The organism is Pseudomonas sp. JUb52, assembly GCF_004341115.1.
Classification (GTDB): domain Bacteria; phylum Pseudomonadota; class Gammaproteobacteria; order Pseudomonadales; family Pseudomonadaceae; genus Chryseomonas; species Chryseomonas oryzihabitans.
In genome coordinates, this window is record NZ_SLYS01000002.1 from 166,732 (window position 1) to 188,877 (window position 22,146).

Here is a 22,146-nt window from a genome sequence, read left to right on the forward strand (position 1 = left end):
GGGGCGGGCACTGTTTCCGTTCCAGCGTCCGACACCTGGAATTACACCTACCGATAGCCTGCTAAGCGTTCGTTAAGCTCACCGGATGGACACTGACCCCAAGGTATCTCGCAACCCTGCCCGATACCCCCGCGGTTCCAGTTACTTTCGTATCCGGGAGAAGCACATGAACCTCAATCGTCGTATCGCCAAGAGCCTCCTCGTCCTGACCATCGCCTCGGTGTTTTCCACCGCCGCCCTGGCCGACACCCGACCCGACATCGCCACCCAGCAGGTCGCCACCCTGCCGGCGATCTCCCAGCAGGGCCAGCAGGCTTTCATGGACGTGGTCGCCGCCCGCCAGGACCTCTTCGAGGCCCATGTCGATCAGGCCAAGCAGCACCTGGCCGCCGCCGAGAGCGCGCTGCAGACCGCCCAGACCGACAAGACCGCCTACCTCAAGTCGGCCAGGGACCTGCGCGGTCAGGACGGCAAACTCATGCAGGTCTCCGCGCAGGACGCCAAGGCTACGTCCTGGCTGCCGATCTGGAGCGGCATGGCGCTGCGTGACGACTATGTCGCCACCCCGGCCAAGAACCAGGCCGTGGCCCAGGCCAACGAGAAGATCCAGCAGGGCGATACCAAGGCCGCCGGCGAGATCCTCAAGGTGGCCGGCGTCGACGTCGACTACTCCACCGACGTGCTGCCGGCCCAGGAAACCCTGGATCTGGTGCACAGGGCCAATCGGGAGCTGGGCCACGAGCAATACTGGCAGGCCAACCTGACGCTCAAGCAGGTGCAGAACAGCCTGAGATACGATAACGCCAACGTCGACGTGACACCCACCGGCTGGTTCTCCAAGACCACCACGGTGTTCACTCCGGTCGACAAGACCTGAGGCGGTCGCGGCGGCCTGATGCAGGCGGGATCGTTAACTTCAGCGTAACGATTCCGCCTTCAGGTTGATTGAATGCCAGGGAGGCGAGGTCTAGGGTGACTCCACGACAGGTGATTCGTGGAGACTCCAATGACAACGACATCCCACCCACCGGCTCGGATCGCCAGGCGCCGCGGTGACAAGCAGCAGCGCCTGGACCGGGTGGCCGCGCTGGCCGATGGCAAGGTGCTGCCCACCGCATCCATTGTCGCGGCCCTGGAACAGCTGCTTGCCCCCGGCGACCGGGTGGTGCTGGAAGGCAACAACCAGAAGCAGGCCGATTTCCTCTCCCGCAGTCTCGCCCAGGTCGATCCGGCCCGGCTGCATGACCTGCACATGATCATGCCCAGCGTCGGTCGCGCCGAGCACCTGGATCTCTTCGAACGCGGCATCGCCCGCAAGCTGGACTTCTCCTTTGCCGGCACCCAGAGCCTGAGGATCAGCCAGCTGCTGGAAGACGGGCTGCTGGAAGTGGGCGCCATCCACACCTACATCGAACTCTATGCCCGGCTGCTGGTAGACCTCATCCCCAAGGTGGTGCTCAGTGCCGGCTTCATGGCCGACCGCGCCGGCAACATCTATACCGGCCCCAGCACCGAGGACAGCCCGGCGCTGATCGAGCCGGCGGCCTTCAGCGACGGCATCGTCATCGTCCAGGTCAACCAGCTGGTGGACGACGTGTCCGAGTTGCCGCGGGTCGACATCCCCGCGGACTGGGTGGATTTCGTAGTGGTGGCCGACCGGCCCTTCTATATCGAGCCGCTGTTCACCCGGGATCCCCGCCATATCAAGCCGGTGCATGTGCTGATGGCGATGATGGCCATCCGCGGCATCTACGAACGCCACCAGGTGCAGTCGCTCAACCATGGCATCGGCTTCAACACCGCGGCCATCGAACTGATCCTGCCCACCTACGGCGAGCGCCTCGGCCTCAAGGGCAAGATCTGTCGGCACTGGACGCTCAATCCCCATCCCACCCTGATCCCGGCCATCGAGAGCGGCTGGGTGGAAAGCGTGCACTGCTTCGGCACCGAGCTGGGCATGGAGGGCTACATCGCCCAGCGCCCGGATGTCTTCTTTACCGGTCGCGACGGCTCGCTGAGATCCAACCGCCTGCTCTGCCAGCTGGCTGGTCAGTACGCCGTCGACCTCTTCATCGGCGCCACCCTGCAGGTGGACGGCGATGGCCATTCCTCCACCGTGACCCGCGGGCGCCTGGCCGGCTTCGGCGGCGCGCCCAACATGGGGCATGACCCTCGCGGCCGCCGCCATCCCACCCCGGCCTGGCTGGACATGCGCCAACAGACGGGCGACAGCGCCCCGGCGCTGCTGGAGCGAGGCAAGAAGCTGGTGGTGCAGATGGTCGAGACCTTCCAGGAAGGCGGCAAACCCACCTTCGTCGACACCCTGGATGCCGTGGAGGTGGCGCGCAAGAGCGGCATGCCCCTGGCGCCCATCATGGTCTATGGCGACGACGTGACCCATCTGCTCACCGAGGAAGGCATCGCCTATCTCTATCGCGCCCGCTCCCTGGACGAGCGCCGGGCGATGATCGCCGCCGTGGCCGGGGTCACTGCCATCGGCTTGCGCAGCGATCCGGCCGAGGCCCGGCGGCTGCGCCAGGAAGGCCTGGTCGCACTGCCCGAGGACCTCGGCATCCGCCGCACCGACGCCAGTCGCGAATTGCTCGCCGCCAAGAGCATCGGCGAACTGGTGGAATGGTCCGGCGGCCTCTATCAACCCCCGGCCAAATTCAGGAGCTGGTGATGCGCGCCCTCGCCCGTCTTGCCCCGTCTCCCGCCGAACGCCTGGCCGACCTGGCCGACCTGGCCGTGACGGCCCTGGTGGACGAAGCCGAACTTTCGCCCAAGCCGGCCCTGGTGGATCGTCGCGGCCAGGGTGCCCACCAGGACCTCAGCCTTGGCCTGATGCTGACCTCCGCCCAGGCCCTGCGGCCCTGTTTCCAGGCCATGGCCGAAGCCGCCGAGCTGGGGCTGCCCGCGGCCGACCTGCGCCGCCTGATCGGCCGCCTGGGTCGCGATGGCGAAGCCGCGATGCTGAACGTGACCGGTGGCGTCAACACCCATCGCGGCGCCATCTGGGCGCTGGGGCTGCTGGTGACGGCGGCCGTGCATGGGCGTCCTGGCTCTGCTGAGGCCTTGTGCCTTGCGGCAGGTCGCCTGGCTAGCCTCCCGGATCCTGATGCTCCCAGCACTCTGCCGAGCCACGGCCAGCGCGTCGCCCAATGTTATGGCGTCGGCGGCGCCCGGGCCGAAGCCGCCGCGGGCTTCCCTGCCATCCACCAGCGCGGCCTGCCGCAACTGCGCGCCAGCCGCCAGGCGGGCGCCAGCGAGCAGAACGCCCGTCTGGATGCCCTGCTGGCGATCATGACCCGGCTGGACGACACCTGCGTGCTGCACCGCGCCGGCCCCGCCGCCCTCAGCGCCATGCACCAGGGTGCCCAGGCGGTACTGGACGCCGGTGGCAGCGCCAGTCTGGCCGGCCGCCGCCAGCTGCTGGCCCTGGACCGGGAGCTGCTGGCCGCCAATGCCTCGCCCGGTGGGGCCGCCGATCTCCTGGCCGCCACCCTTCTCGTCGATCGCCTGGAGCCACGGCTCACTGGAGACCTCTGATGGAACATTTCAGCTGCAGCTATCCGGCCAGCCAGCGCCGCCGGGGTCGGGCCCTGGTGGGTTGCGTCGGCTCGGGGGATCTCGAAGTCCTCCTCGAACCCGCCACCGCCGACTTCACCCTCAAGGTGACCACCTCGGTCAATGGCAGCGAACCGCGCTGGCGTGCCCTCTTCGACCGGCTGTTCGCCACCCGTGAGGACCTGCCCGCCCTGACCCTGGACATCCACGACTTCGGCGCCACCCCAGGCGTCGTGCGCCTGCGCCTGGAGCAGGGCCTGGAAACCCTCGACCTGGAGGACAGCACCCATGGCTGAAGCCACCCTTCCCGATGTCCAGGAATTGCTGCACAGCCGCAGCTTCGTCGAACTCGGTGCCCGCGAACGGGCGCGCACGGTGCTCGATGCCGGCAGCTTTCGCGAGCTGGTCGGGCCCTTCGAGCGGCTGATGTCGCCCTGGCTGCCCAGGCAGGGCATCGTGTGCCAGGCCGATGACGGCGTGGTGGTGGCCAAGGGGCTGATCGACGGCGAGCCCGCGGTGGTCTGCGCCATCGAAGGCGCCTTCCAGGGCGGCAGTATGGGCGAAGTGGGCGGTGCCAAGATTGCCGGGGCGCTGGAGCTGGCCCTGGAAGACAATCTCGCCGGCACTCCGACCCGCGCCGTGCTGCTGCTGGAAACCGGCGGTGTACGGCTGCAGGAAGCCAACCTAGGGCTGGCGGCCATCGCCGAGATCCAGGCGGCCATCATCGCCCTGCGTGCGCATCAGCCGGTCATCGGCGTCGTCGCCGGCAGCGTCGGCTGCTTTGGCGGCATGTCCATCGCCGCGGGGCTATGCAGCCAGCTGATCGTCACCCGCGAGGCGCGGCTGGGACTCAACGGCCCTCAGGTGATCGAGCAGGAAGCCGGGATCGAGGAATACGATTCCCGCGACCGGCCCTTCATCTGGAGCCTGACCGGCGGCGAGCAGCGGGTCGCCACGGGCCTGGCCGATGTCTTCGTCGCTGACGACAGCGCCGCCGTAACCGCCGCCATCCGCCAGGGTTTCGCCGCTGGCGTCACCATGCCCCTGCGCAGCCAGCAAGCCGACCGCTATCTGGCACACCTCGCCGATCTCGACACCCGTCCCCAGGCGGACGCCGCCGCGGTCCGCCACCTCTATGCCGGAGACCAGCCATGAGCACCCAGCCTTCGCAACGCGGCCTGACTTGGTTCCAGGCCTTGGCCGGCCAGGGTCAGGCTGTTACGGGCCTGCCCGCCTCCCTGCGCGTCGCCGACCTCGAACTGGCCGGACGCCCCGCGCGCTGGCTGGCGGTGGTAGCGGATGCGGAGAATCCCTTTCCTCGCGCCCGCCTGGGCGAGGTGGGCCTGCTGGAGGGCTGGGGCCTGGCCCGGGCCATCCAGCAGGCCATCGCCGAGGATGGTGGCGCTGAGATGAAACGCACCCTGATCGCCCTGGTGGACGTGCCCAGCCAGGCCTATGGGCGCCGCGAGGAAGCCTATGGCATCCACCAGGCCCTGGCCGGGGCCGCCGGGGCCTATGCCGAGGCGCGTCTGGCCGGGCACCCGGTGCTGGGGCTGCTGGTGGGCAAGGCCATGTCCGGTGGTTTTCTCGCCCATGGCTACCAGGCCAATCGCCTGCTGGCCCTGCGCGATCCCCAGGTGCAGGTGCATGCCATGGGCAAGGCCTCGGCGGCGCGGGTGACCCTGCGCAGCGTCGAGGAGCTGGAACGCCTGGCGGCCGACATCCCGCCCATGGCCTATGACCTGGACAGCTATGCCTCCCTGGGCCTGCTCTGGCGCCAGCTGGAAGTGGCCCAGCCCGACCAGCCCTCGGCCGAAGATGTGCAGCAGGTGCGCCAGGACCTGGCCGACGCCCAGGCGGATGTCCTGGCCAGCGGAGCCACTGATCTCAGGCTGCGGCTGGAGGGCGCCAATCGCGCGGCCTCTCGCGAGGTGCGCGAACGCCTGAGAGCGGGATGGAGCGCGTAATGAGCGGGCGGTCGATAGGAGCCCAATACAGACCCCACGACCTGCTCTGGGGCCTGACCTCGGACGCCCTGCCCTCAGGGGCCCCCGCCTGGGCGGTAGCGATAGCCCAGGCCGGCCTGCCGGTGGTGGTCCGCCGCGCTGTGCCCAAGTCAGACCGCATTCCGGTCGGCTTGCGCGGCACCTGCCGCGCCGAACGGATGGCGGCCTGGCTGGAGCCTGCTGCCGTGAGACGCCAGCTCTCACCCGAGGCGCTGAGAATCTCGAAGGATTGCCGCGACCTGCCGGTCTTCTCGACCCTGGCCTTTATCGAACCGCTATTGGATGACCTGGGGCTGCCCTGGGGACCCACCGGCGCCGCGGGTTATGAATTGGCCTCCGGCTGGCCGGCGCTGCATGCCGGGAGCGATCTGGATCTGCTGATCCGCTGCGCCGCCCCACTGTCGCGCGACCAGGCCCGGGCCGCGCTGGCGTCCCTGCAGGGGCAAGCGCTGTGTCGTCTGGACATCCTGCTGGAAACCCCGCTCGGCGGCGTGGCCCTGGCCGATTGGGCCGGAGACGCCCCACGCGTGCTGCTCAAGACCGCTGCCGGTCCCCAGCTGGTAGGCGATCCCTGGCCGGAGGCGCGCGCCGCATGAGCACCCTCTTCCAGTTTCCCGGCCAGGGCGCCCAGCGGCCCGACATGCTGCGCGCTCTGCCCGACGACGCCGAGATCCGGCGGACGCTGGCGGAAGCCGCCGAGGTGCTGGAATCTGATCCCCTCAGCCTGGACTCTGCCCAGGCCCTGGAACACACCCGCGCCGTGCAGCTCTGCCTGCTGATCGCCGGCGTCGCCACGGCGCGCCTGCTCTTGAGTCGCGGCCCGGCGCCGCAACTGGTGGCCGGGTTGTCCATCGGCGCCTATGCCGCCGCGGTGGTGGCCGAGGCCCTGGAGTTCGCCGATGCCCTGCGCCTGGTGGCCCGCCGCGGTGAATTGATGCAGGCGGCCTACCCGTCCGGCTACGGCATGCTGGCGATCATTGGCCTAGGGCGCGGCGCGGTCGAGAAACTGGTTACTGACCACCAGCGTCCTGACGCGCCGCTGTACCTGGCCAACGCCAATGCCGAGCAGCAATACGTGGTGGCGGGGAGCGACGCGGGCCTCGCCGTGCTGGCCGAGGCGGCGCGCGCCGAGGGCGCGGCGGCGGCCAAGCGCCTGGCCATGAGCGTGCCCTCCCACTGCCCGCTGCTGGCGGAAGCCGCTGTGACCCTGGACCAGGCCTTCGCCGGCGTCGAGCTGCGCGCGCCGCGCCTGGCCTATCTGAGCGGCACCTCGGCACGGCGGCTCGTGCGCGCCGAACAGCTGCGCGACGACCTGGCCTTCAACATGGCGCGGCCCATCGAATGGCACGCCACGCTGGAGGCCGCGCGTGAGCGCGGCGTGCGCCTGGCCATCGAGCTGGCGCCGGGCAGTGTGCTCACCCAGCTGGCCAGGCGCGTGCTGCCCGCCAGCGGTGTTCTGGCCTGGCAGGATACCCACCCCGATACCCTGGAGGCGCTGCGGCGCGAGGAGGCGGCGCGACTAGATTGAGTATTTCGTCCAAGGCGGCTGCCCTCACCCCGGCCCTCTCCCAGAGGGAGAGGGGGTAAAAAGCGAGCGCGATACCAAGCGTCCATCCAATCCACACAGGAACCAAAGAGACCTTCAAACACGGCGCCGCCCTCACCCCGGCCCTCTCTCCTAGGGAGAGGAGGTAAAAAGCGAGAGCGGTGCCAGGCTTCACCCCACCCCAAGCACAACCGAGGACAACAACAATGATCATCTACGGTGTCGCTTTACTCTCCCTCTGTACCCTGGCCGGCATCTTCGTCGGCGAAGTCCTGGGCCGGCTCATCGGTGTGCCCGCCAACGTCGGCGGGGTCGGCATCGCCATGTTGCTGCTGATCTTCTTCAGCAGCTGGATCAGCAACCGCGGCACCGGCCTCAAGCCCAAGACCGAACAGGGCGTGGAATTCTGGAGTGCCATCTACATCCCCATCGTGGTCGCCATGGCGGCGCAGCAGAACGTGGTCGGCGCCCTGCACAGCGGCCCCATGGCCATCCTTGCAGGCCTGACAGCGGTAGGTATCGCCTTCGCGCTGGTGCCGGTGCTCGATCGCCTGGGCCGCAAGAAGCCGGCCACCGCTACCCCCGCTTCCCTTAGCCAGACCGCCCGGTGACCGCCATGCTGATCGAAGCCCTGAGCAAGACCACCCAGTCCTACGGTTTGATCGCGTCCTTCGCCATCATCGGCGTCATCATGTGGGTCTCCTACTGGCTCTCCGACAAGCTCACCCGCGGGCGCCTGCACGGCTCGGCCATCGCCATCTTTCTCGGCCTGCTGCTCGCCTATGTCGGCGGGGTCATCAGTGGCGGCCAGAAGGGCCTGGTCGACCTGCCGCTGCTGGGGGGCCTAGGCCTGCTCGGCGGCGCCATGCTGCGCGACTTCGCCATCGCCGCCACGGCCTTCGGCGTCAACATGCGCGAGCTGCGCGAAGCCGGCATCGCCGGGGTCATCTCCCTGCTGCTGGGAGTGTTCAGCTCTTTCATCGCCGGGGTCGCCATCGCCCTGGCGTTCGGCTACACCGACGCGGTCAGCCTGACCACCATAGGTGCGGGCGCGGTGACCTATATCGTCGGTCCGGTCACTGGTGCGGCCATTGGCGCCAGCTCGGATGTCATGGCGCTGTCCATCGCCGCCGGCCTGGTGAAATCCATCGTAGTGATGATCGCCACCCCCTTCCTGGCGCCCTACATCGGCCTGAACAATCCGCGTACCGCGGTGATCTTTGGCGGCCTGATGGGCACCTCCAGCGGCGTGGCCGGAGGCCTCGCCGCCACCGATCCGCGCCTGGTGCCCTATGGTTGCCTGACGGCGGCCTTCTACACCGCCCTGGGGTGCTTGCTCGGTCCGTCGCTGCTGTTCCTGGCGACCCGCGCCGTTGTCGGTGGTTGAGAAGCGGAGCTAGCCGCGCGCATACATCCGGCATTCGGCGACGAAGGCCAGCAGATTGGGATCGCGCTCGCGGCTGCGCAGGAAGACCGCGCCGATGCGCTGCTGCAGCCGGTAGCGCGGGGCCAGGGGCAGCAGCTTGAGGCGGTTCTGGTAGACCGCCTCGACCCGCCCCGGCAGCAGCGCATAGCCCACCCCGGAGCTGACCATGCTCATCAGCGAGAAGATGTCGTTGACCTGCATGATCACCTCCGGCTCGAAGCCGGCCTGGGCGAACACCTGGCGGCCGTCGCGAAAGGTGGCGAAGCCCTGGGTCAGGGTCACGAAGGGCACCCCGGCGAGATCGCGCAGGTCCACCTCGGCCTGGTCGGCAAAGGGCGAGTCGCTGGGTGCGGCCAGGAAGATATCGTCGCTGAACAGCTCGACGCTCTCACAATCGGCATCCACCACGGCGTCGTCCAGGGCCACCAGCATGGCGTCCAGCTTGAAGTCGTGCAGTTGCTCGGCGAGATCGGCGTTGGAACCCAGTACCAGGTCGATGTTGAGTTCACTGCGCCTGAGCTTGAGGCCCATGATCAGCTGGGGCACGGTCTTGACCGTCAGCGAATAGAGCGCACCCAGGCGAAAGCGATCGGCCGAGAAGCCCGCCGCCTGCCGGGTGAGCCGCACCGTCTCGGCCAGGTCCTGCATCAGTCGCTCGGCCCGCGCCTCCAGCACGAAGGCGCCGTCCAGCGGCGTCAGGGTACGCCCCTCGTGCTTGAACAGCGGACAGCGCAGGGCGTTTTCCAGCGAATGGATGGCGCGGTGCACGCTGACATGGCTGGTGCCCAGCTCGGCGGCGGCCCGCGCCAGATTGCGGCTGCGCATGAAAGCCAGAAAGATCTCCAGCTTGCGCAGGGTGAGGTCATCGGTATCGGACATGGCGGCCAGCGGGCGGTGAGAGACAGCTGATCACCTTGCCCGGATGGGCAGGCGGCGTCGAGGGCTGCGGCCCGGACTGGCCGTGACCGCCCTCACCCCGTACCCTGCCCTGGCATCGTCCCGGGTCTGAGATCTATGCAACTGGAATGGCTGGAAGACTTCATCGAACTCGCGCGCACCCGCAGCCTGTCGCGCGCGGCGGAAAATCGCTTTGTCACTCATCCAGCCTTCGGTCGGCGCATCCGCGCCCTGGAAGACTGGTGTGGGGCGCCCCTCATCCGTCGCCAGCAGCCCATCAGCCTGACCCCTGAAGGTCTGCTGTTGCTGGAAACGGCACGGGAGGTCGTCGACCGATTGAGTGAATGCCGCTCGCTGTTTCAGGGTGCCGCCCTGCAGCGCGAACAGCCGATCCGTATCGCCACCGGCCGGACCCTGGCCAGCGACTTTTTTCCGGAGTGGTACGACAGCTTGAGCGCACGGTTCGGCGAGTTTCCCGTCTCGCTCATCACCAGTGGCGCCCAGGAAGCCATCGGTCGGCTGGCCGCAGGCGATGCCGACCTGATGCTGATCTTCAGCAGTCCGCTCACCGAGCGGTTGCTGGACCCTGCACGTTTCGAAACCCTGGTCATCGGTCAGGACGAGCTGCTGCCGGTCTGCGTACCGGATGGGGACGGACAACCGCGCTATCGACTGGAAGACGGCGCCGCTGCGGTGCCTTGGCTGGCCTTCGCGCCGTCGCTGGCACTGCGCGGCGTACTGGCTCGGCACCTCTCCCGGCTGCCGAGTAAGCTGGCCATGCGCATGATCTACCAGGCCGATTCCTATCCGGCCATCCACCAGATGGCGCGCCGTGGACACGGCCTGGCCTGGCTGCCCCGCATGGTGGTGCGCGAGTCCCTGACCCAGGGCAGTCTGGTGCTGGCCGGATCGAAGGGGCTGATCGCCACCTTCGATATCTGCCTGCATCGCTTGCGCGGGCCGCACGATGAACGCCTCGAACATATCTGGCGAACCCTTGCGACGAGCGCCCCATAGCGGTGCACGACAAAATAATCAGCACCTGAACCCATAGGGACAAGCACGACCTTGAGCACCTGTGCCTGGTCGGCCCAGGCCTGTGCCGAAACGGCAATTGAGCCGGTGCCTGGGATTGACCCAAGGTAAAGCCTCAATCGTGAAGGCGCTGCCACCCCTGGCGGCGCTCCGCCAAGGGGAACCCGGTCATGTCGCACTCCATATCGACCCTTGCCAGCGCCGAGGCCGCCACAGCGGCCCGGCGTGGCTCCTGGAAGGAAATCTGCGCGGCCGGCATCGGCAATGCCCTGGAATTCTATGATCTGCTGATCTACGGCTATTTCGCCGTGATCATCAGCCGACAGTTCTTTCCAGCCGAGAACGAAACCACGTCGCTGCTCCTGAGCGTGGCCACCTTCGCCATCTCCTTCATCATGCGGCCGCTAGGCGCCGTAGTGCTGGGCTCCTACACCGACCGTCGTGGCCGCAAGGCCTCGCTGACGCTGTCCATCGCCCTGATGATGATCGGCACCCTGCTGATGACCTGTGTGCCCACCTATGGCCAGATCGGCCTGCTGGCTCCGCTGATCGTGATCGTCGCGCGGATGCTGCAGGGCTTCTCCAGCGGCGGCGAATTCGGTGCCTGCACAGCCTTCATGGCCGAGAACGCCACCGAAGGTCGCCGCGGCTTCTTCGCCAGCTGGCAACTCTCCACCCAGGGCCTGGCCACGGTGTTCGCCGCTGGCGTAGCGGCGGCCCTGAGCTATGTGCTCAGTCCGGCACAACTGGATGACTGGGGCTGGCGAATCGCCTTCGGCATCGGTCTGCTGATCGGTCCCATCGGCCTGTATATCCGCCGGCAGATGGACGAGACCCCGGAATTCAAGGCGTTGGCCCGCCGCGAGGGCCCGGAGCCGACCCCGGTACGGGATCTGCTCAAGGCCGACTGGGCCGTACTGCTGCTGTGCATCGGCGTGGTGTCCGGCGCCACCGCCTTCAATTACGTGCACAAGCTGTACATGCCCACCTATGCCATGAAGCAGCTGCACATCGCCGCCACCTCCTCCTTCCTCGGTGCCTTCATCACCGGCCTCGCCATCATGCTCATGTCGCCGGTGTTCGGCATCCTCTCCGACCGCTTCGGCCGGCTGCGGGTACTGGGCATCGCCATGACGCTGGTAGGGCTTTCTTCCTATCCGTTGTTTCTGCTGCTCAATGCCCTGCCTTCCATCACTACCCTGCTATTGGTGCAGGCACTGGTGGGCGTCCTGATCGCCGCGTCCTTAGGTCCCATCCCGGCCATGCTCTCCGACGCCTTCCCCACCCGTACCCGCGGCTCGGGACTGTCACTCAGCTACAACTTTTCGGTCACGGCATTCGGCGGCTTCGCCCCGCTGGTGGTGACCTGGATGATCAACAGCAGCGGCGACAACCTGGCGCCAAGCTATTACGTGATGGGCACCGCTGCCCTGAGTCTGATCTCCATCCTGGCGCTGACCCGCACCCGTCGCCATACCCCGGTTTGATCCCCCACCGGGGCGCGGCCCCGGTCTGCCTACCCTTAGGAGTCTGCCATGACCACCCTCGCCCAGATCCGTGCCGGTCTGCCCCGCTATCCCATCGAGGTCGAATTCCCCGAGATCGAGCGCTGGAAGACCGGCAATACCGGCATCGACTATGTGCACAGCTTCGACAGCGGCATCGAAGGTCCACATGTCGCCATCATGGCCCTGACCCATGGCAACGAGGTCAGCGGCGCCATTGCCGTGGATGAGCTGCTGCGTCGTGGTATCCGGCCAAGCCGAGGCAAGCTGACCCTGGCCTTTGGCAACGTGGCCGCCTACCACGCCTTCGACCCGGACGACATAGACGCCACCCGCTACCTGGAAGAGGACATGAATCGCGTCTGGCTGCCTCAGCGGCTCCAGGGGCCGGCAACGACGGCCGATCTGGCCCGTGCACAGCAGTTGCGTCCGTTGATCGACGAGGTGGACTGGCTGCTGGACATCCACTCCATGCACGAGCATTCCGCGCCGCTGATGATGACCGGGCCGCTGGAGAAGGGCTTGCGCCTGGCCGCGCAGCTGGGCACTCCGGAATTCGTCATCGCCGACGAGGGCCACCAGAACGGCCGGCGGCTGCGCGACTTTGGTGGCTTCGGCCAACCCAACAGCCCGAAAAATGCCCTGTTGATTGAAACCGGCCAACACGTACTGGCCGTGAGCCGACAGATCGCCCTCGACTGTGTCGCCCGCTTCCTGCTGTTGGCCGAGGTAGTGGACGAGGCCGCGGTGGCCGACCTGCTGCAGGTAGCCAAGCCAAAGCGCCAGCGTTTTCTGCGGGTGACCGAAGCCATCGTCGCCGACACCCTGGACTTTCGTTTTAGCCAGGACTTCAAGGGTCTGGAAACCATCCCCGAGGCAGATACCCTGATCGCCACCGATGGCGAGCGCGAGATCCGCACTCCCTATCCGAATTGCGTGCTGATCCAGCCCTCGATCCGCCACCTGGGTAGCGGTGTCACCGTCGTGCGCCTGGCGCGGGAGCTGGGTGAAGACGAAGTGCCCCGTTGACGTAGTGGGGCGCTGGACTGCGGCGCCGCCGAGTGCGGTCCGCAGCCCTACTCCCTATAACCAACCCTTTATCTGCTGGCACACCGCCGTGGTGGAGATGCCGTAGCGGTCGTGCAGGGTCGGCAGCGCGCCGGCGTCGAGGAAGGCGTCGGGCAAGGCGATCTGACGGAAGGTGGGCGTCACGCCGTTGCGCAGCAGGGTGGTCGCGACGGCCTCCCCCAGGCCACCGATCAGCGAATGATTCTCCGCCGCCACCACCAGCCGCCCCGGCTTGCGGGCTTCCGCCAGGAGGGTCGCTTCGTCCAGCGGCTTGATGGTCGGCACGTGCAGCACCGAAACGTCCACGCCATCCGCGGCCAGGGCCTCGGCGGCCTCCAGGGCGCGCATGGTCATCAGGCCGGTGGACACCACCAGCACGTCGCGTCCGGGGCGCACCACCTGCGCCTTGCCCAGCTGGAAGCGGTAGTCGTAGCGATCCAGCACCAGGGGCACGTTGCCGCGCAGCAGGCGCATATAGACCGGCCCCTGGTGGGCGGCGATGGCCGGCACCGCCTGCTCGATCTCCAGGGCATCGCAGGGGTCGATCACCATGAGGTTGGGCATGGCGCGAAAGATCGCCAGGTCGTCGGTGGCCTGGTGGCTGGGGCCGTAGCCGGTGGTCAGCCCGGGCAGGCCGCAGACGATCTTGACGTTGAGGTTCTCCTCGGCGATGGCCATGCAGATGAAGTCGTAGGCGCGTCGCGAGGCGAACACCGCATAGGTGGTGGCGAAGGGCACGCAGCCTTCGCGGGCCATACCGGCGGCGGCGCTCATCAGCAGCTGCTCGGCCATGCCCATCTGGTAGAAGCGCTCGGGATGGGCCTTGGCGAAGATGTGCAGGTCGGTGTACTTGGCGAGGTCCGCGGTGAGGCCGACGATGTCCTGGCGCTGTTCGGCCAGGGCCGCCAGGGCATGACCGAACGGTGCTGGTCGGGTCGGCTGGCCCTCGGCGGCGATGCTGGCGATCATCGCCGAGGTGGTCAGGCGTGGCTTGGTGGCGGTGGTGGTCATCAGAAGTCCCTCCCGGCATCCAGGGCGTCGAGGGCCAGGGCCCATTCGTGCGCCTCGACGCGGATGAAGTGAGTCTTGTCGCGGGTTTCCAGGAAGGGCACGCCCTTGCCCATGCGGGTATCGCAGAGAATGATCCGGGGCTGCGCGCCCGGGTGCTGGCGAGCCCGGTCGAAGGCGGCGACCAGCGCCGCGCGGTCGTTGCCGTCGACGCGCTGGACGAACCAGCCGAAGGCCTGCCAGCGCTCGGCGAGGGGCTCGAACGCCAGGATCTCGCGGCAGTGGCCGTCGGCCTGCTGGTTATTCACGTCCACCAGGGCGATGAGGTTGTCCAGTTGCCAGTGGGAAGCCGACATGGCCGCTTCCCAGGTGGCGCCTTCGTTGAGTTCGCCATCGGACAGCAGGTTGTAGACGAAGGATTTCGACTGCTTGCGCTTGAGGCCGAGGCAGGCGCCCACGGCGATGCCCAGGCCCTGGCCGAGGGAACCGCCGGTGATCTCCATGCCGGGGGTGTAGGCGGCCATGCCCGACATGGGCAGACGGCTGTCGTCGCAGCCATAGGTCTCCAGTTCTTCCTGCGGCACGATCCCGGCCTCGATCAGCGCGGCATAGAGGGCGATGGCGTAATGGCCGATGGACAGGTAGAAGCGGTCGCGCCCTTCCCACTCGGGATCCTGGGGCTGGTAGCTCAGGGCATGGAAGTAGGCGACCGCCAGGACGTCGGCGACGCCCAGGGCTTGGCCAACATAACCCTGGCCCTGGATCTGGCCCATGCGCAGGGCATGGCGGCGGATGTTGTGGGCGCGCTCGGCCAGCGAGAGCGTTGTGGGTTGTGGCGAAGAAGCGGTCATGATCTGTACCTCGATTAGCGATTGACCAGGGCGGCGGGAATGCGCAGGACCAGCGTGGCGCCGATCACCAGCACCCCGGTGATGAGGAACATGCCGATGGCGCTGGAACCGGTGCTGGTGGTGATCCAGCCGATCAGGTAGGGCGAGCAGAAGCCGGCCAGGTTGGCGAAGCTGTTCACCGCGGCGATGCCGGCCGCGGCGGTGACCCCGCCCAGCAGCGTGGTGGGCAGCATCCAGAACAGCGAGGACGCGGAGAGGATGCCGGCCGCGGCCAGGCACAGGCTGAGGATCGACAGGGTGACGTTGTGGCCGAACACCGCCGCGAGGCTGAGGCCGCAGGCGCCCAGCAGCATGGGGATCACCAGATGCCAGCGGCGCTCGCGGTGCCTGTCCCCACTGCGCCCAGCCAGCAGCATGGCGACGATGGCGCACATATAGGGCAGGCTGGTGAGCAGGCCGATGTGCAGCGGATCGGCGACCCCCGAATTGCGCACCAGGGTCGGCAGCCAGAAGGTGATGGCGTACTGGCCCATGACCACGCAGAAGTAGATGGCGGCCAGCAGCCACAGCCGGCGATCACGGATGAAGTCGCGCACGCTGGCGTGCTCGGTCTTGTGCTGGTTGTCCTCGGCCAACTCCTTCTGGATCAGCGCCTTTTCCTCGTCGTCCAGCCAGGTCGCCTGGTGCACGCCGTCCTTGAGATAGCCGAGCACCATCAGCCCCACCACCACCGTGGGGATGGCTTCGATGACGAACATCCACTGCCAGCCGGCCCAGCCATGGACCCCGGCGAACTGATTCATGATCCAGCCCGACAGCGGTCCGCCGATCATGCCCGACAGCGGAATGGCGACGAACCAGAGCACCGTCATGCGAGCGCGGCGGTAGGAAGGAAACCAGTAGGTGAGATAGAGCAGCAGGCCCGGTGCCAGGCCGGCCTCGGCCACGCCGAGCAGGAAGCGCAGCAGGTAGAACTGCCAGGCCGTCTCGACGAAGGCGAACATCCCGGAAAGGATGCCCCAGGTGATCATGATGCGGGCGATCCAGCGGCGGGCGCCGACCTTGTGCAGGATGATGTTGCTGGGCACCTCGCAGAGAAAATAGCCGAGGAAGAACATGCCGGCGCCGAGGCCGTAGACGGCTTCGCTCAGGGCCAGGTCGTTCATCATCTGCAGCTTGGCGAAGCCGACGTTGACCCGGTCCAGATAGGCGCAGAAGTAGCACAGCATCAGGAAGGGCATCAGCCGCCAGGCGGTCTTGCGATAGGCATTGGCGCGCGCCGAGGTGGCCGCTGCCAGGGTGAGCGTAGTCATGGTCTGATCTCTTGTTGTTATGGACGCCGCAGCCGCGGGCGTCCTTGTCGATGCAGAGCGTTGAAAACGAGGGGGCGATCAGTGGATCAGCATGCCGCCATTGACGTCCAGGGTGACGCCAGTCAGGTAGCCGGAAAGATCGCTGGCCAGGAACAGCGCGGCATTGGCCACGTCCCTGGGCTCGCCGAGACGACCCAGAGGGATGCCGTCGATGATCGACTGGCGGCGCTCGTCGTGCATCAGCCCGCCGGTGATATCGGTCTGGATCAGGCCGGGGGTCAGGGCATTCACGCGGATGCCGTCCGGCCCGAATTCACGGGCCATGGCCCTGGTCAGGCCCAGCACCCCGGCCTTGGCGGCGCTGTAGTGGGGACCGCCGAAGATGCCGCCGCCACGCTGCGCGGACACCGAGGACAGGCAGACGATGCTGCCACCGCCCTGCTCGCGCATGGCCGGGATCACCGCCTGGGACATCAGCAGGGTGCCGCGCAGGTTGACGTCGAGGATGCGGTCGTAGTCGGCGCGGCCGATCTCCAGGGTCTTCACCGGCTGGGTGATGCCGGCATTGTTGACCAGCACGTCGAGGCGACCGTAGTGGGCGAGCGCCTGGTCGACCGCGGCCCTGACCTGGGCCTCGTCGGCCACGTTGGCCGCCAGGCCCAGGTGACCTTCGCCGAGGCTGGCGGCGGCATCCCGCGCGGCGCTGGCATCGAGGTCGAGGATGATGACCCGCGCGCCCTGGGCGGCGAAGGCCTGGGCCGTGGCTCGACCGATGCCGCGGGCGGAGGCGGCACCGGTGACGAGGGCGATCTTGTCTTGCAGCAGCAGGGAATGCAGGGGCATGACGCTATCCTTCTTGTTGTTGTGGAGGGCTTTCGCTGAGGGCCAGAGTGCCCCCGCCCCAGGGCCCCAGCAACGCAGCCTGCGTCAGACCGCGCTGAATAAAATTCATGCCTGCGGCTTGGCAGTCGGGTCTTACCACCTGAGAATCGACCTCGAACTGGCCACAGGACCCGCAACTCATGGATTCCGGCAAGACGCTTTCCCTGCCACCCCTGAAAGCCCTTCAAGCCTTCGAGCAGACCGCCCGCTTCGCCAACGTCGCCCGCGCCGCCGAGCAACTGGCGCTGACGCCCTCGGCGGTCAGCCATCAGCTGGCCAAGCTGGAGGCCCTGGTGGGGCGCGCCCTCTTCGTCCGCGGCGCGCGCGGCATGACCCTGACCCCGGCCGGGGAGCAATACCTCGAAGAGGTCAGCGAGGTGCTGCACCGGCTGGCCATGGCCACGGATCGCGCCGCCAGCGATGCCGGCCTGGAATGCCTGCGCCTGCACTCGGCGCCGAGCTTCGGCCTGCTCTGGCTGATGCCACGGCTGGAACAGTTCCGCCAGAGCCATCCCGACCTGCAGATCAATCTCTCCTGCTCCTACGAATCCCTGCACTTCAGCCGCGACAAGGTCGACATCGACATCCGCCACGGCCTGCCCAGCTGGCCGAACCTGGAGATCCGCTCCCTGCAGCGCGAACGCCTGGCGGTCCTGGCCGCGCCGCAGTTGCTGGAAAAACGCCCGATCCACTCGCCGGCGGATCTGCTGCACAGCGAGCTGATTCTGTCCGAGGCTACCCTGATGAAGTGGCCCAACTGGTTCGCCCAGCAGGGTCTGGCGCTGCCGGAACGCCCCTACACCCTGAGTTTCGATCGCTCCTACATGACCCTGGAAGCCGCCCGCCATGGCCTGGGCTTCGCTCTGGAGAGCACGGTGCTGGCAGCGGACTATCTGGCCCGCGGTGATCTGGTGCGGGTGCTGCCCCAGGACGACGACCTGCCGGTGGCCGCTCACCACCTGGTGTTTCCCCGGGCGCACTCACGCTACGCCCGGGTGCGGCGCTTTCTGGACTGGCTGCAACAGGAGCTGGGCCAGCCCTTCGAGTACTAGAGCACCTGCAGCCGCTCCCTGAGCAAGTCGACGAAGGCCTGGGCCGCCGGGGTCAGGCTGCGCCCGGCGAGGGTCAGGATGCCCAGCGGCCGGGCCAGGCTCTCGCCGCGGACCGGCAGGGCCACCACCGGGGCCTCGCCACCCGCCGATTCCGGCAGCAGGGCCAGGCCCTGCCCGGCCGCCACCAGCGCCAGCAGGGTGCTCATGTAGTGGGCCTCCAGCGCCGCCACCAGGCGCAGGCCGGCGGCGGCGAAGGCGAAGTCCAGGCACTCGCGCACGCTGCTGTCACGACCCGTGAGCAGCAGGGGCACGGCGTCGAGTTCGGCCAGGGTGACTTCGGTGCGGCCTGCCCAGGGATGGTCGCGGGGGACGAACAGCTGCAGGTGATCGACGTACAGCGGCTGGAAGTCCAGGCCCACGGCCCGCGGGCAGACGCCGATGCCCAGGTCCACCTGCCCTTCCCTGACCAGCGCCTCGACCCGGCCGGCCACCACGTCCTGCAGGCGAACCTCGATGGCCGGATGACGGGCCTGGAAGGTCTTCAGCAACTCGGGAAAGGGCCCCATGAAGAAGGACGGCAAGGCCGCCAGGGTGACCCGCCCGCGGCGCAGGCCGGCCAGGTCCCGGGCGTGGGTCTGGACATCGCCCAGGTCCACCAGGATGCGTTCCAGGGGGCCGCGCAATTCTTCCCCGGCGGTGGTCAGCTGGACCCGCCGCGGGGTGCGCTCCAGCAGTTGCACCTCCAGCCAGGCTTCGAGTTGCTGGATCTGCACGGTGAGCGCCGGGGGTGACAGGTGCAATTCCTCCGCCGCCCGGGCGAAGGAGCCCTGGCGGGCCACGGCGAGAAAGGCCTGCACGTGCTGGAGCAGATTCTTCATTTTGTTTTTCTGAACGCTGCTTCGGAAGATTCCAATTTACAGGACATCGGACGTCTTCGAATACTGGACCCACAACAACAAAACCTCCCGTGCGCCCGCCTGCCGCGCCACGGTCCAAGGAGTCCGCCATGCTCGCCCTGCTCGGTGTCGTCACCATTCTCGCGTTGCTCGTCGCGGTCATGAGCAAACGCGTCTCGCCCCTGGTCGCCCTGATCGTCATCCCCATCGCCGCGGCCCTGATCGGTGGCTTCGGCCTGGGCACCAGCGCCTTCATCATCGCCGGCATCAAGGGTGTCGCCCCGGTGATCGGCATGTTCGTCTTCGCCATCCTGTTCTTCGGCATCATGACCGACGCCGGGATGCTCGATCCCATCATCGACCGCATCCTGCGCACCGTCGGCACCCGGCCGACGCGCATCGTCTGCGGCAGCGCCCTGCTCGCCCTGCTGGTGCATCTGGACGGCTCCGGCGCGGTGACCTTCCTGGTGACCATTCCCGCCATGCTGCCGCTCTATACCCGCCTGGGCCTGGACCGGCGCATCCTCGCCTGCGTGGCGGCCATGGCCGCCGGGGTCAACTTCCTGCCCTGGACCGGGCCGGTGCTGCGCTCCTCCGCCGCCCTGCACGTGCCGGTGGCCGACCTCTTCCAGCCGCTGATCCCGGTGCAGCTGGTGGGCCTGGCCTTCGTCTTCGCCAGCGCCTGGTGGCTCGGGCGGCGCGAGGAGAAGCGCCTGACCCTGGCCGGCCAGGCGCCGTGGCTGGCCGTCGGCGGCGTCGGTGCCGCGCCGGAGCGGGTGCTCAGCGACGCCGAGCGTGCCCTGCGTCGCCCGCAGCGCTTCTGGATCAACCTGCTGCTGACCCTGGTGGTGATGGGCGTGATGATCGCCGGCTGGGTCGATCCGGTGGTGATGTTCATGCTCGGCACCGTGGCCGCGCTGTGCCTGAACTACCCCTCGGTGGACGCCCAGAAGGCGCGCATCGACGCCCACGCCAAGACCGCCCTGACCATGGCCAGCATCCTCTTCGCCGCCGGGGTCTTCACCGGCATCATGCAGGGCAGCGGCATGCTCAAGGCCATGGCCCAGGTAGCGGTGGCCGGCATCCCGGCCGGGCATGGCCAGCTGATCCCGGCGGTGGTGGGTTTCCTCTCCATGCCGCTGAGCCTGCTGTTCGATCCGGATTCCTTCTACTTCGGCGTCATGCCGGTAATCGCCGAGGTCGGCCGCAACCTGGGGGTCGATCCGGTGCAGGTGGCCCAGGCCTCGCTGCTCGGGGTGCACACCACCGGCTTCCCGGTCAGCCCCCTGACCCCGGCGACCTTCCTGCTGGTGGGCCTGTGCAAGCTGGACCTGGCCGATCACCAGCGCTTCACCATCCCCTTCCTGTTCGCGGCCTCGGTGCTGATGACCCTGACCGCCCTGCTCCTGGGAGTCTTCTAGATGAGCCGTCTTCTTCGCATCGGCTGCGGCGCCGGCTATTCCGGCGATCGCATCGAACCCGCCGTGGAACTGGCCAAGCACGGCCGGCTCGACTACCTGGTCTTCGAATGCCTGGCCGAACGCACCATCGCCCTGGCGCAACAGGCGCGGCTGGCCGATCCCGAGGCCGGTTTCGATCCGCTGCTGGAAGCCAGGATGCGCCGCATCCTGCCATTGCTTCGCCAAGCCGGGCGACCGCGCCTGCGGGTAGTCACCAACATGGGCGCCGCCCATCCCTCCGCCGCGGCGCGCAAGGTCGCGGCCCTGGCGCGGGAGCTGGGCGTAACCGGTCTGAAGATCGCCGCCGTGGCCGGCGACGACGTGCTGGCCCAGTTGCCCGCCGACGCCCGGCTGGACAACGGCCAGACCCTGGCCGAACTGGGCGACCGATTGATCTCGGCCAACGCCTACCTGGGCGTGGAAGGCATCGTCCAGGCCCTGCAGGCGGACGCCGATGTCATCATCACCGGGCGGGTGGCCGATCCCTCGCTGTTCCTGGCGCCGCTGGTGCATGAATTCGGCTGGGCGGCAGATGACTGGGAGCGTCGCGGACGCGGCACCCTGGTCGGCCATCTCCTGGAATGCGCCGGTCAGGTCACCGGCGGCTACTTCGCCGATCCCGGCTTCAAGGACGTCCCCGACCTTGCCCGCCTGGGCTTTCCCCTGGCCGAGGTGGACGCCGACGGCCAGGCGACCCTGACCAAGGTCGCCGGCTCCGGCGGCTGCGTGACCGCGGCGACCTGCACCGAACAATTGCTCTATGAGGTCCACGACCCGGCGGCCTACCTGACGCCGGACGTGACCGCCGACTTTTCCGGCGTCGCCCTGGAGCAGTCCGCACCTGATCGGGTCGCGGTCAGCGGGGCCCGGGGCAAGCCGCGCCCGGAACAGCTCAAGGTCTCGGTGGGCTATCGCGACGGCTGGCATGGCGAAGGCCAGATCTCCTACGCCGGCCCGGGCGCCGTGGGCCGGGCCAGGCTGGCGGCTGACGTGGTGCGCGAACGCCTGCAACTCTGTGGTGTACCGGTCGAGGAATTGCGCTGCGAACTGATCGGCTGCGACGCCCTGCACGGCGCCACCTTAGCGGCCCGGGCCAGCGGCGAACCCTGGGAGGTGCGCCTGCGCGTCGTCGGCCGCTGCGCCAGCCGAGCAGCGGCGGTGCAGATCGGCAACGAGGTGGAAACGCTGTACACCAATGGCCCGGCTGGCGGTGGCGGCGCCACCAAGGCGGTCCGCGAGGTCATCGCCGTGGCCTCGCTGCTGTGGCCGCGTGCGGCCGTCACCCCTACCCTGGAGCTGGAGACGCTGCCATGAAATTGCGCGAGATCGCCCACGTCCGTACCGGCGACAAGGGGGACATTTCGAACATGGCGGTGATCGCCTATCGCCGCGAAGACTTCGACCGCCTGCGCCAGGCGCTTACCGCGGAACGGGTCGCCGCCTGGTTCACTGACAGTCGCCCAGCCGATGCCGCGCCGGTGCGCCGCTACGAATTGCCGGCCCTGGGCGCGCTGAACTTCGTGCTGCCCGGTGCCCTGCGCGGCGGCGTCACCCGCTCGCTGGCGCTGGACGCCCACGGCAAGGCCCTGGGTGCGGCGCTGCTGGATCTGGAGCTGGAGGACTAGAGACGCCGC

General features: G+C 68.2%; 23 protein-coding genes. 17 read left to right on the forward strand and 6 right to left on the reverse strand.

Going from position 1 to position 22,146, the window contains the following annotated elements; genetic code table 11:
* Window positions 1–166: 166 nt before the first annotated feature.
* The 10 genes from EC839_RS03965 to madM all read left to right on the forward strand — a co-directional run bounded on the left by EC839_RS03965 (window position 167) and on the right by madM (window position 8,506).
* On the forward strand, window positions 167–877 hold the full coding sequence (locus tag EC839_RS03965) for a YfdX family protein (protein WP_007158532.1): 711 nt from the start codon (window positions 167–169) through the stop codon (window positions 875–877).
* Window positions 878–1,006: 129 nt separating this feature from the next.
* Complete coding sequence (gene mdcA, locus EC839_RS03970) at window positions 1,007–2,683, forward strand: malonate decarboxylase subunit alpha (protein ID WP_007158533.1); 1,677 nt, start codon at window positions 1,007–1,009, stop codon at window positions 2,681–2,683.
* Window positions 2,683–3,549 carry a triphosphoribosyl-dephospho-CoA synthase gene (locus EC839_RS03975; protein ID WP_007158534.1) on the forward strand — a complete coding sequence of 289 codons (867 nt, stop codon included), beginning with the start codon at window positions 2,683–2,685 and terminating at the stop codon, window positions 3,547–3,549. The genes mdcA and EC839_RS03975 overlap by 1 nt, the downstream gene beginning before the upstream one ends.
* Window positions 3,549–3,863 carry a malonate decarboxylase subunit delta gene (locus EC839_RS03980; RefSeq protein WP_007158535.1) on the forward strand — a complete coding sequence of 105 codons (315 nt, stop codon included), beginning with the start codon at window positions 3,549–3,551 and terminating at the stop codon, window positions 3,861–3,863. Before EC839_RS03975 ends, EC839_RS03980 begins: the two co-directional genes overlap by 1 nt.
* A complete protein-coding gene (locus EC839_RS03985; RefSeq protein WP_007158536.1) occupies window positions 3,856–4,722 on the forward strand; it encodes a biotin-independent malonate decarboxylase subunit beta in 867 nt (288 codons plus the stop codon). Before EC839_RS03980 ends, EC839_RS03985 begins: the two co-directional genes overlap by 8 nt.
* The gene (gene mdcE / locus EC839_RS03990) at window positions 4,719–5,534 is read left to right on the forward strand and encodes a biotin-independent malonate decarboxylase subunit gamma (RefSeq protein ID WP_132832211.1); all 816 of its coding nucleotides are present in this window, start codon (window positions 4,719–4,721) and stop codon (window positions 5,532–5,534) included. The genes EC839_RS03985 and mdcE overlap by 4 nt, the downstream gene beginning before the upstream one ends.
* On the forward strand, window positions 5,534–6,169 hold the full coding sequence (locus tag EC839_RS03995; protein WP_007158538.1) for a malonate decarboxylase holo-ACP synthase: 636 nt from the start codon (window positions 5,534–5,536) through the stop codon (window positions 6,167–6,169). Before mdcE ends, EC839_RS03995 begins: the two co-directional genes overlap by 1 nt.
* Entirely contained in the window at window positions 6,166–7,101 is a 936-nt protein-coding gene (mdcH, locus tag EC839_RS04000) for a malonate decarboxylase subunit epsilon (RefSeq protein WP_007158539.1), read from the forward strand. Before EC839_RS03995 ends, mdcH begins: the two co-directional genes overlap by 4 nt.
* A 224-nt stretch (window positions 7,102–7,325) precedes the next feature.
* The gene (gene madL, locus EC839_RS04005; protein ID WP_007158540.1) at window positions 7,326–7,730 is read left to right on the forward strand and encodes a malonate transporter subunit MadL; all 405 of its coding nucleotides are present in this window, start codon (window positions 7,326–7,328) and stop codon (window positions 7,728–7,730) included.
* A 5-nt stretch (window positions 7,731–7,735) separates the two neighbouring features.
* Window positions 7,736–8,506, forward strand: a complete 771-nt coding sequence (madM, locus tag EC839_RS04010; protein WP_007158541.1) for a malonate transporter subunit MadM — start codon at window positions 7,736–7,738, stop codon at window positions 8,504–8,506.
* 9 nt (window positions 8,507–8,515) lie between these two features.
* Here the strand turns inward: madM and EC839_RS04015 are convergent, their stop codons facing one another.
* On the reverse strand, window positions 8,516–9,424 hold the full coding sequence (locus EC839_RS04015) for a LysR family transcriptional regulator (protein WP_007158542.1): 909 nt from the start codon (window positions 9,422–9,424) through the stop codon (window positions 8,516–8,518).
* Window positions 9,425–9,559: 135 nt separating this feature from the next.
* Here EC839_RS04015 and EC839_RS04020 point away from each other — a divergent pair, with 135 nt between their 5' ends.
* The 3 genes from EC839_RS04020 to EC839_RS04030 all read left to right on the forward strand — a co-directional run bounded on the left by EC839_RS04020 (window position 9,560) and on the right by EC839_RS04030 (window position 13,011).
* Complete coding sequence (locus tag EC839_RS04020; RefSeq protein WP_007158543.1) at window positions 9,560–10,459, forward strand: LysR family transcriptional regulator; 900 nt, start codon at window positions 9,560–9,562, stop codon at window positions 10,457–10,459.
* Window positions 10,460–10,647: 188 nt separating this feature from the next.
* Entirely contained in the window at window positions 10,648–11,964 is a 1,317-nt protein-coding gene (locus EC839_RS04025) for an MFS transporter (RefSeq protein WP_007158544.1), read from the forward strand.
* A 48-nt stretch (window positions 11,965–12,012) separates the two neighbouring features.
* On the forward strand, window positions 12,013–13,011 hold the full coding sequence (locus EC839_RS04030) for a succinylglutamate desuccinylase/aspartoacylase family protein (protein WP_007158545.1): 999 nt from the start codon (window positions 12,013–12,015) through the stop codon (window positions 13,009–13,011).
* A gap of 54 nt (window positions 13,012–13,065) precedes the next feature.
* Here the strand turns inward: EC839_RS04030 and EC839_RS04035 are convergent, their stop codons facing one another.
* The 4 genes from EC839_RS04035 to EC839_RS04050 form a co-directional block, all read right to left on the reverse strand.
* Window positions 13,066–14,061 carry a transketolase family protein gene (locus EC839_RS04035; protein WP_007158546.1) on the reverse strand — a complete coding sequence of 332 codons (996 nt, stop codon included), beginning with the start codon at window positions 14,059–14,061 and terminating at the stop codon, window positions 13,066–13,068.
* Entirely contained in the window at window positions 14,061–14,909 is an 849-nt protein-coding gene (locus EC839_RS04040; protein WP_007158547.1) for a transketolase, read from the reverse strand. The genes EC839_RS04035 and EC839_RS04040 overlap by 1 nt, the downstream gene beginning before the upstream one ends.
* A gap of 14 nt (window positions 14,910–14,923) precedes the next feature.
* Complete coding sequence (locus EC839_RS04045) at window positions 14,924–16,222, reverse strand: MFS transporter (protein WP_007158548.1); 1,299 nt, start codon at window positions 16,220–16,222, stop codon at window positions 14,924–14,926.
* A gap of 78 nt (window positions 16,223–16,300) precedes the next feature.
* Window positions 16,301–17,050 (reverse strand): SDR family NAD(P)-dependent oxidoreductase, encoded by a 750-nt coding sequence (locus EC839_RS04050; protein WP_027599557.1) that lies wholly within the window; start codon window positions 17,048–17,050, stop codon window positions 16,301–16,303.
* Window positions 17,051–17,244: 194 nt separating this feature from the next.
* Here EC839_RS04050 and EC839_RS04055 point away from each other — a divergent pair, with 194 nt between their 5' ends.
* Window positions 17,245–18,156: a LysR substrate-binding domain-containing protein gene (locus EC839_RS04055; RefSeq protein ID WP_007158550.1), complete on the forward strand. Its 912-nt coding sequence runs from the start codon at window positions 17,245–17,247 to the stop codon at window positions 18,154–18,156.
* Here EC839_RS04055 and EC839_RS04060 read toward each other — a convergent pair.
* The gene (locus EC839_RS04060; protein WP_007158551.1) at window positions 18,153–19,034 is read right to left on the reverse strand and encodes a LysR family transcriptional regulator; all 882 of its coding nucleotides are present in this window, start codon (window positions 19,032–19,034) and stop codon (window positions 18,153–18,155) included. The genes EC839_RS04055 and EC839_RS04060 overlap by 4 nt on opposite strands.
* A 128-nt stretch (window positions 19,035–19,162) precedes the next feature.
* Between EC839_RS04060 and EC839_RS04065 the strand changes: the two genes are divergently transcribed.
* The 3 genes from EC839_RS04065 to EC839_RS04075 are packed head-to-tail and all read left to right on the forward strand — an operon-like array spanning window position 19,163 to window position 22,137.
* The gene (locus EC839_RS04065) at window positions 19,163–20,473 is read left to right on the forward strand and encodes a CitMHS family transporter (RefSeq protein WP_007158552.1); all 1,311 of its coding nucleotides are present in this window, start codon (window positions 19,163–19,165) and stop codon (window positions 20,471–20,473) included.
* Window positions 20,474–21,826, forward strand: a complete 1,353-nt coding sequence (locus EC839_RS04070; protein ID WP_007158553.1) for an acyclic terpene utilization AtuA family protein — start codon at window positions 20,474–20,476, stop codon at window positions 21,824–21,826.
* Window positions 21,823–22,137, forward strand: coding sequence for a hypothetical protein (locus tag EC839_RS04075; protein WP_007158554.1), 315 nt, complete (start codon window positions 21,823–21,825; stop codon window positions 22,135–22,137). The genes EC839_RS04070 and EC839_RS04075 overlap by 4 nt, the downstream gene beginning before the upstream one ends.
* Window positions 22,138–22,146 lie beyond the last annotated feature (9 nt).

Coding starts and splice junctions, on each gene's coding strand:
- EC839_RS04075 (WP_007158554.1), top strand. CDS start 21,823: ATGAAATTGCGCGAGATCGCCCACGTCCGTACCGGCGACAAGGGGGAC.
- EC839_RS04040 (WP_007158547.1), bottom strand. CDS start 14,909: ATGACCGCTTCTTCGCCACAACCCACAACGCTCTCGCTGGCCGAGCGC.
- mdcA (WP_007158533.1), top strand. CDS start 1,007: ATGACAACGACATCCCACCCACCGGCTCGGATCGCCAGGCGCCGCGGT.
- EC839_RS03965 (WP_007158532.1), top strand. CDS start 167: ATGAACCTCAATCGTCGTATCGCCAAGAGCCTCCTCGTCCTGACCATC.
- EC839_RS04015 (WP_007158542.1), bottom strand. CDS start 9,424: ATGTCCGATACCGATGACCTCACCCTGCGCAAGCTGGAGATCTTTCTG.
- EC839_RS04020 (WP_007158543.1), top strand. CDS start 9,560: ATGCAACTGGAATGGCTGGAAGACTTCATCGAACTCGCGCGCACCCGC.
- EC839_RS04025 (WP_007158544.1), top strand. CDS start 10,648: ATGTCGCACTCCATATCGACCCTTGCCAGCGCCGAGGCCGCCACAGCG.
- EC839_RS04030 (WP_007158545.1), top strand. CDS start 12,013: ATGACCACCCTCGCCCAGATCCGTGCCGGTCTGCCCCGCTATCCCATC.
- EC839_RS03995 (WP_007158538.1), top strand. CDS start 5,534: ATGAGCGGGCGGTCGATAGGAGCCCAATACAGACCCCACGACCTGCTC.
- mdcE (WP_132832211.1), top strand. CDS start 4,719: ATGAGCACCCAGCCTTCGCAACGCGGCCTGACTTGGTTCCAGGCCTTG.
- EC839_RS04035 (WP_007158546.1), bottom strand. CDS start 14,061: ATGACCACCACCGCCACCAAGCCACGCCTGACCACCTCGGCGATGATC.
- EC839_RS04045 (WP_007158548.1), bottom strand. CDS start 16,222: ATGACTACGCTCACCCTGGCAGCGGCCACCTCGGCGCGCGCCAATGCC.
- EC839_RS04055 (WP_007158550.1), top strand. CDS start 17,245: ATGGATTCCGGCAAGACGCTTTCCCTGCCACCCCTGAAAGCCCTTCAA.
- EC839_RS04060 (WP_007158551.1), bottom strand. CDS start 19,034: ATGAAGAATCTGCTCCAGCACGTGCAGGCCTTTCTCGCCGTGGCCCGC.
- EC839_RS04070 (WP_007158553.1), top strand. CDS start 20,474: ATGAGCCGTCTTCTTCGCATCGGCTGCGGCGCCGGCTATTCCGGCGAT.
- EC839_RS03980 (WP_007158535.1), top strand. CDS start 3,549: ATGGAACATTTCAGCTGCAGCTATCCGGCCAGCCAGCGCCGCCGGGGT.
- madM (WP_007158541.1), top strand. CDS start 7,736: ATGCTGATCGAAGCCCTGAGCAAGACCACCCAGTCCTACGGTTTGATC.
- mdcH (WP_007158539.1), top strand. CDS start 6,166: ATGAGCACCCTCTTCCAGTTTCCCGGCCAGGGCGCCCAGCGGCCCGAC.
- EC839_RS03985 (WP_007158536.1), top strand. CDS start 3,856: ATGGCTGAAGCCACCCTTCCCGATGTCCAGGAATTGCTGCACAGCCGC.
- EC839_RS03975 (WP_007158534.1), top strand. CDS start 2,683: ATGCGCGCCCTCGCCCGTCTTGCCCCGTCTCCCGCCGAACGCCTGGCC.
- EC839_RS04065 (WP_007158552.1), top strand. CDS start 19,163: ATGCTCGCCCTGCTCGGTGTCGTCACCATTCTCGCGTTGCTCGTCGCG.
- madL (WP_007158540.1), top strand. CDS start 7,326: ATGATCATCTACGGTGTCGCTTTACTCTCCCTCTGTACCCTGGCCGGC.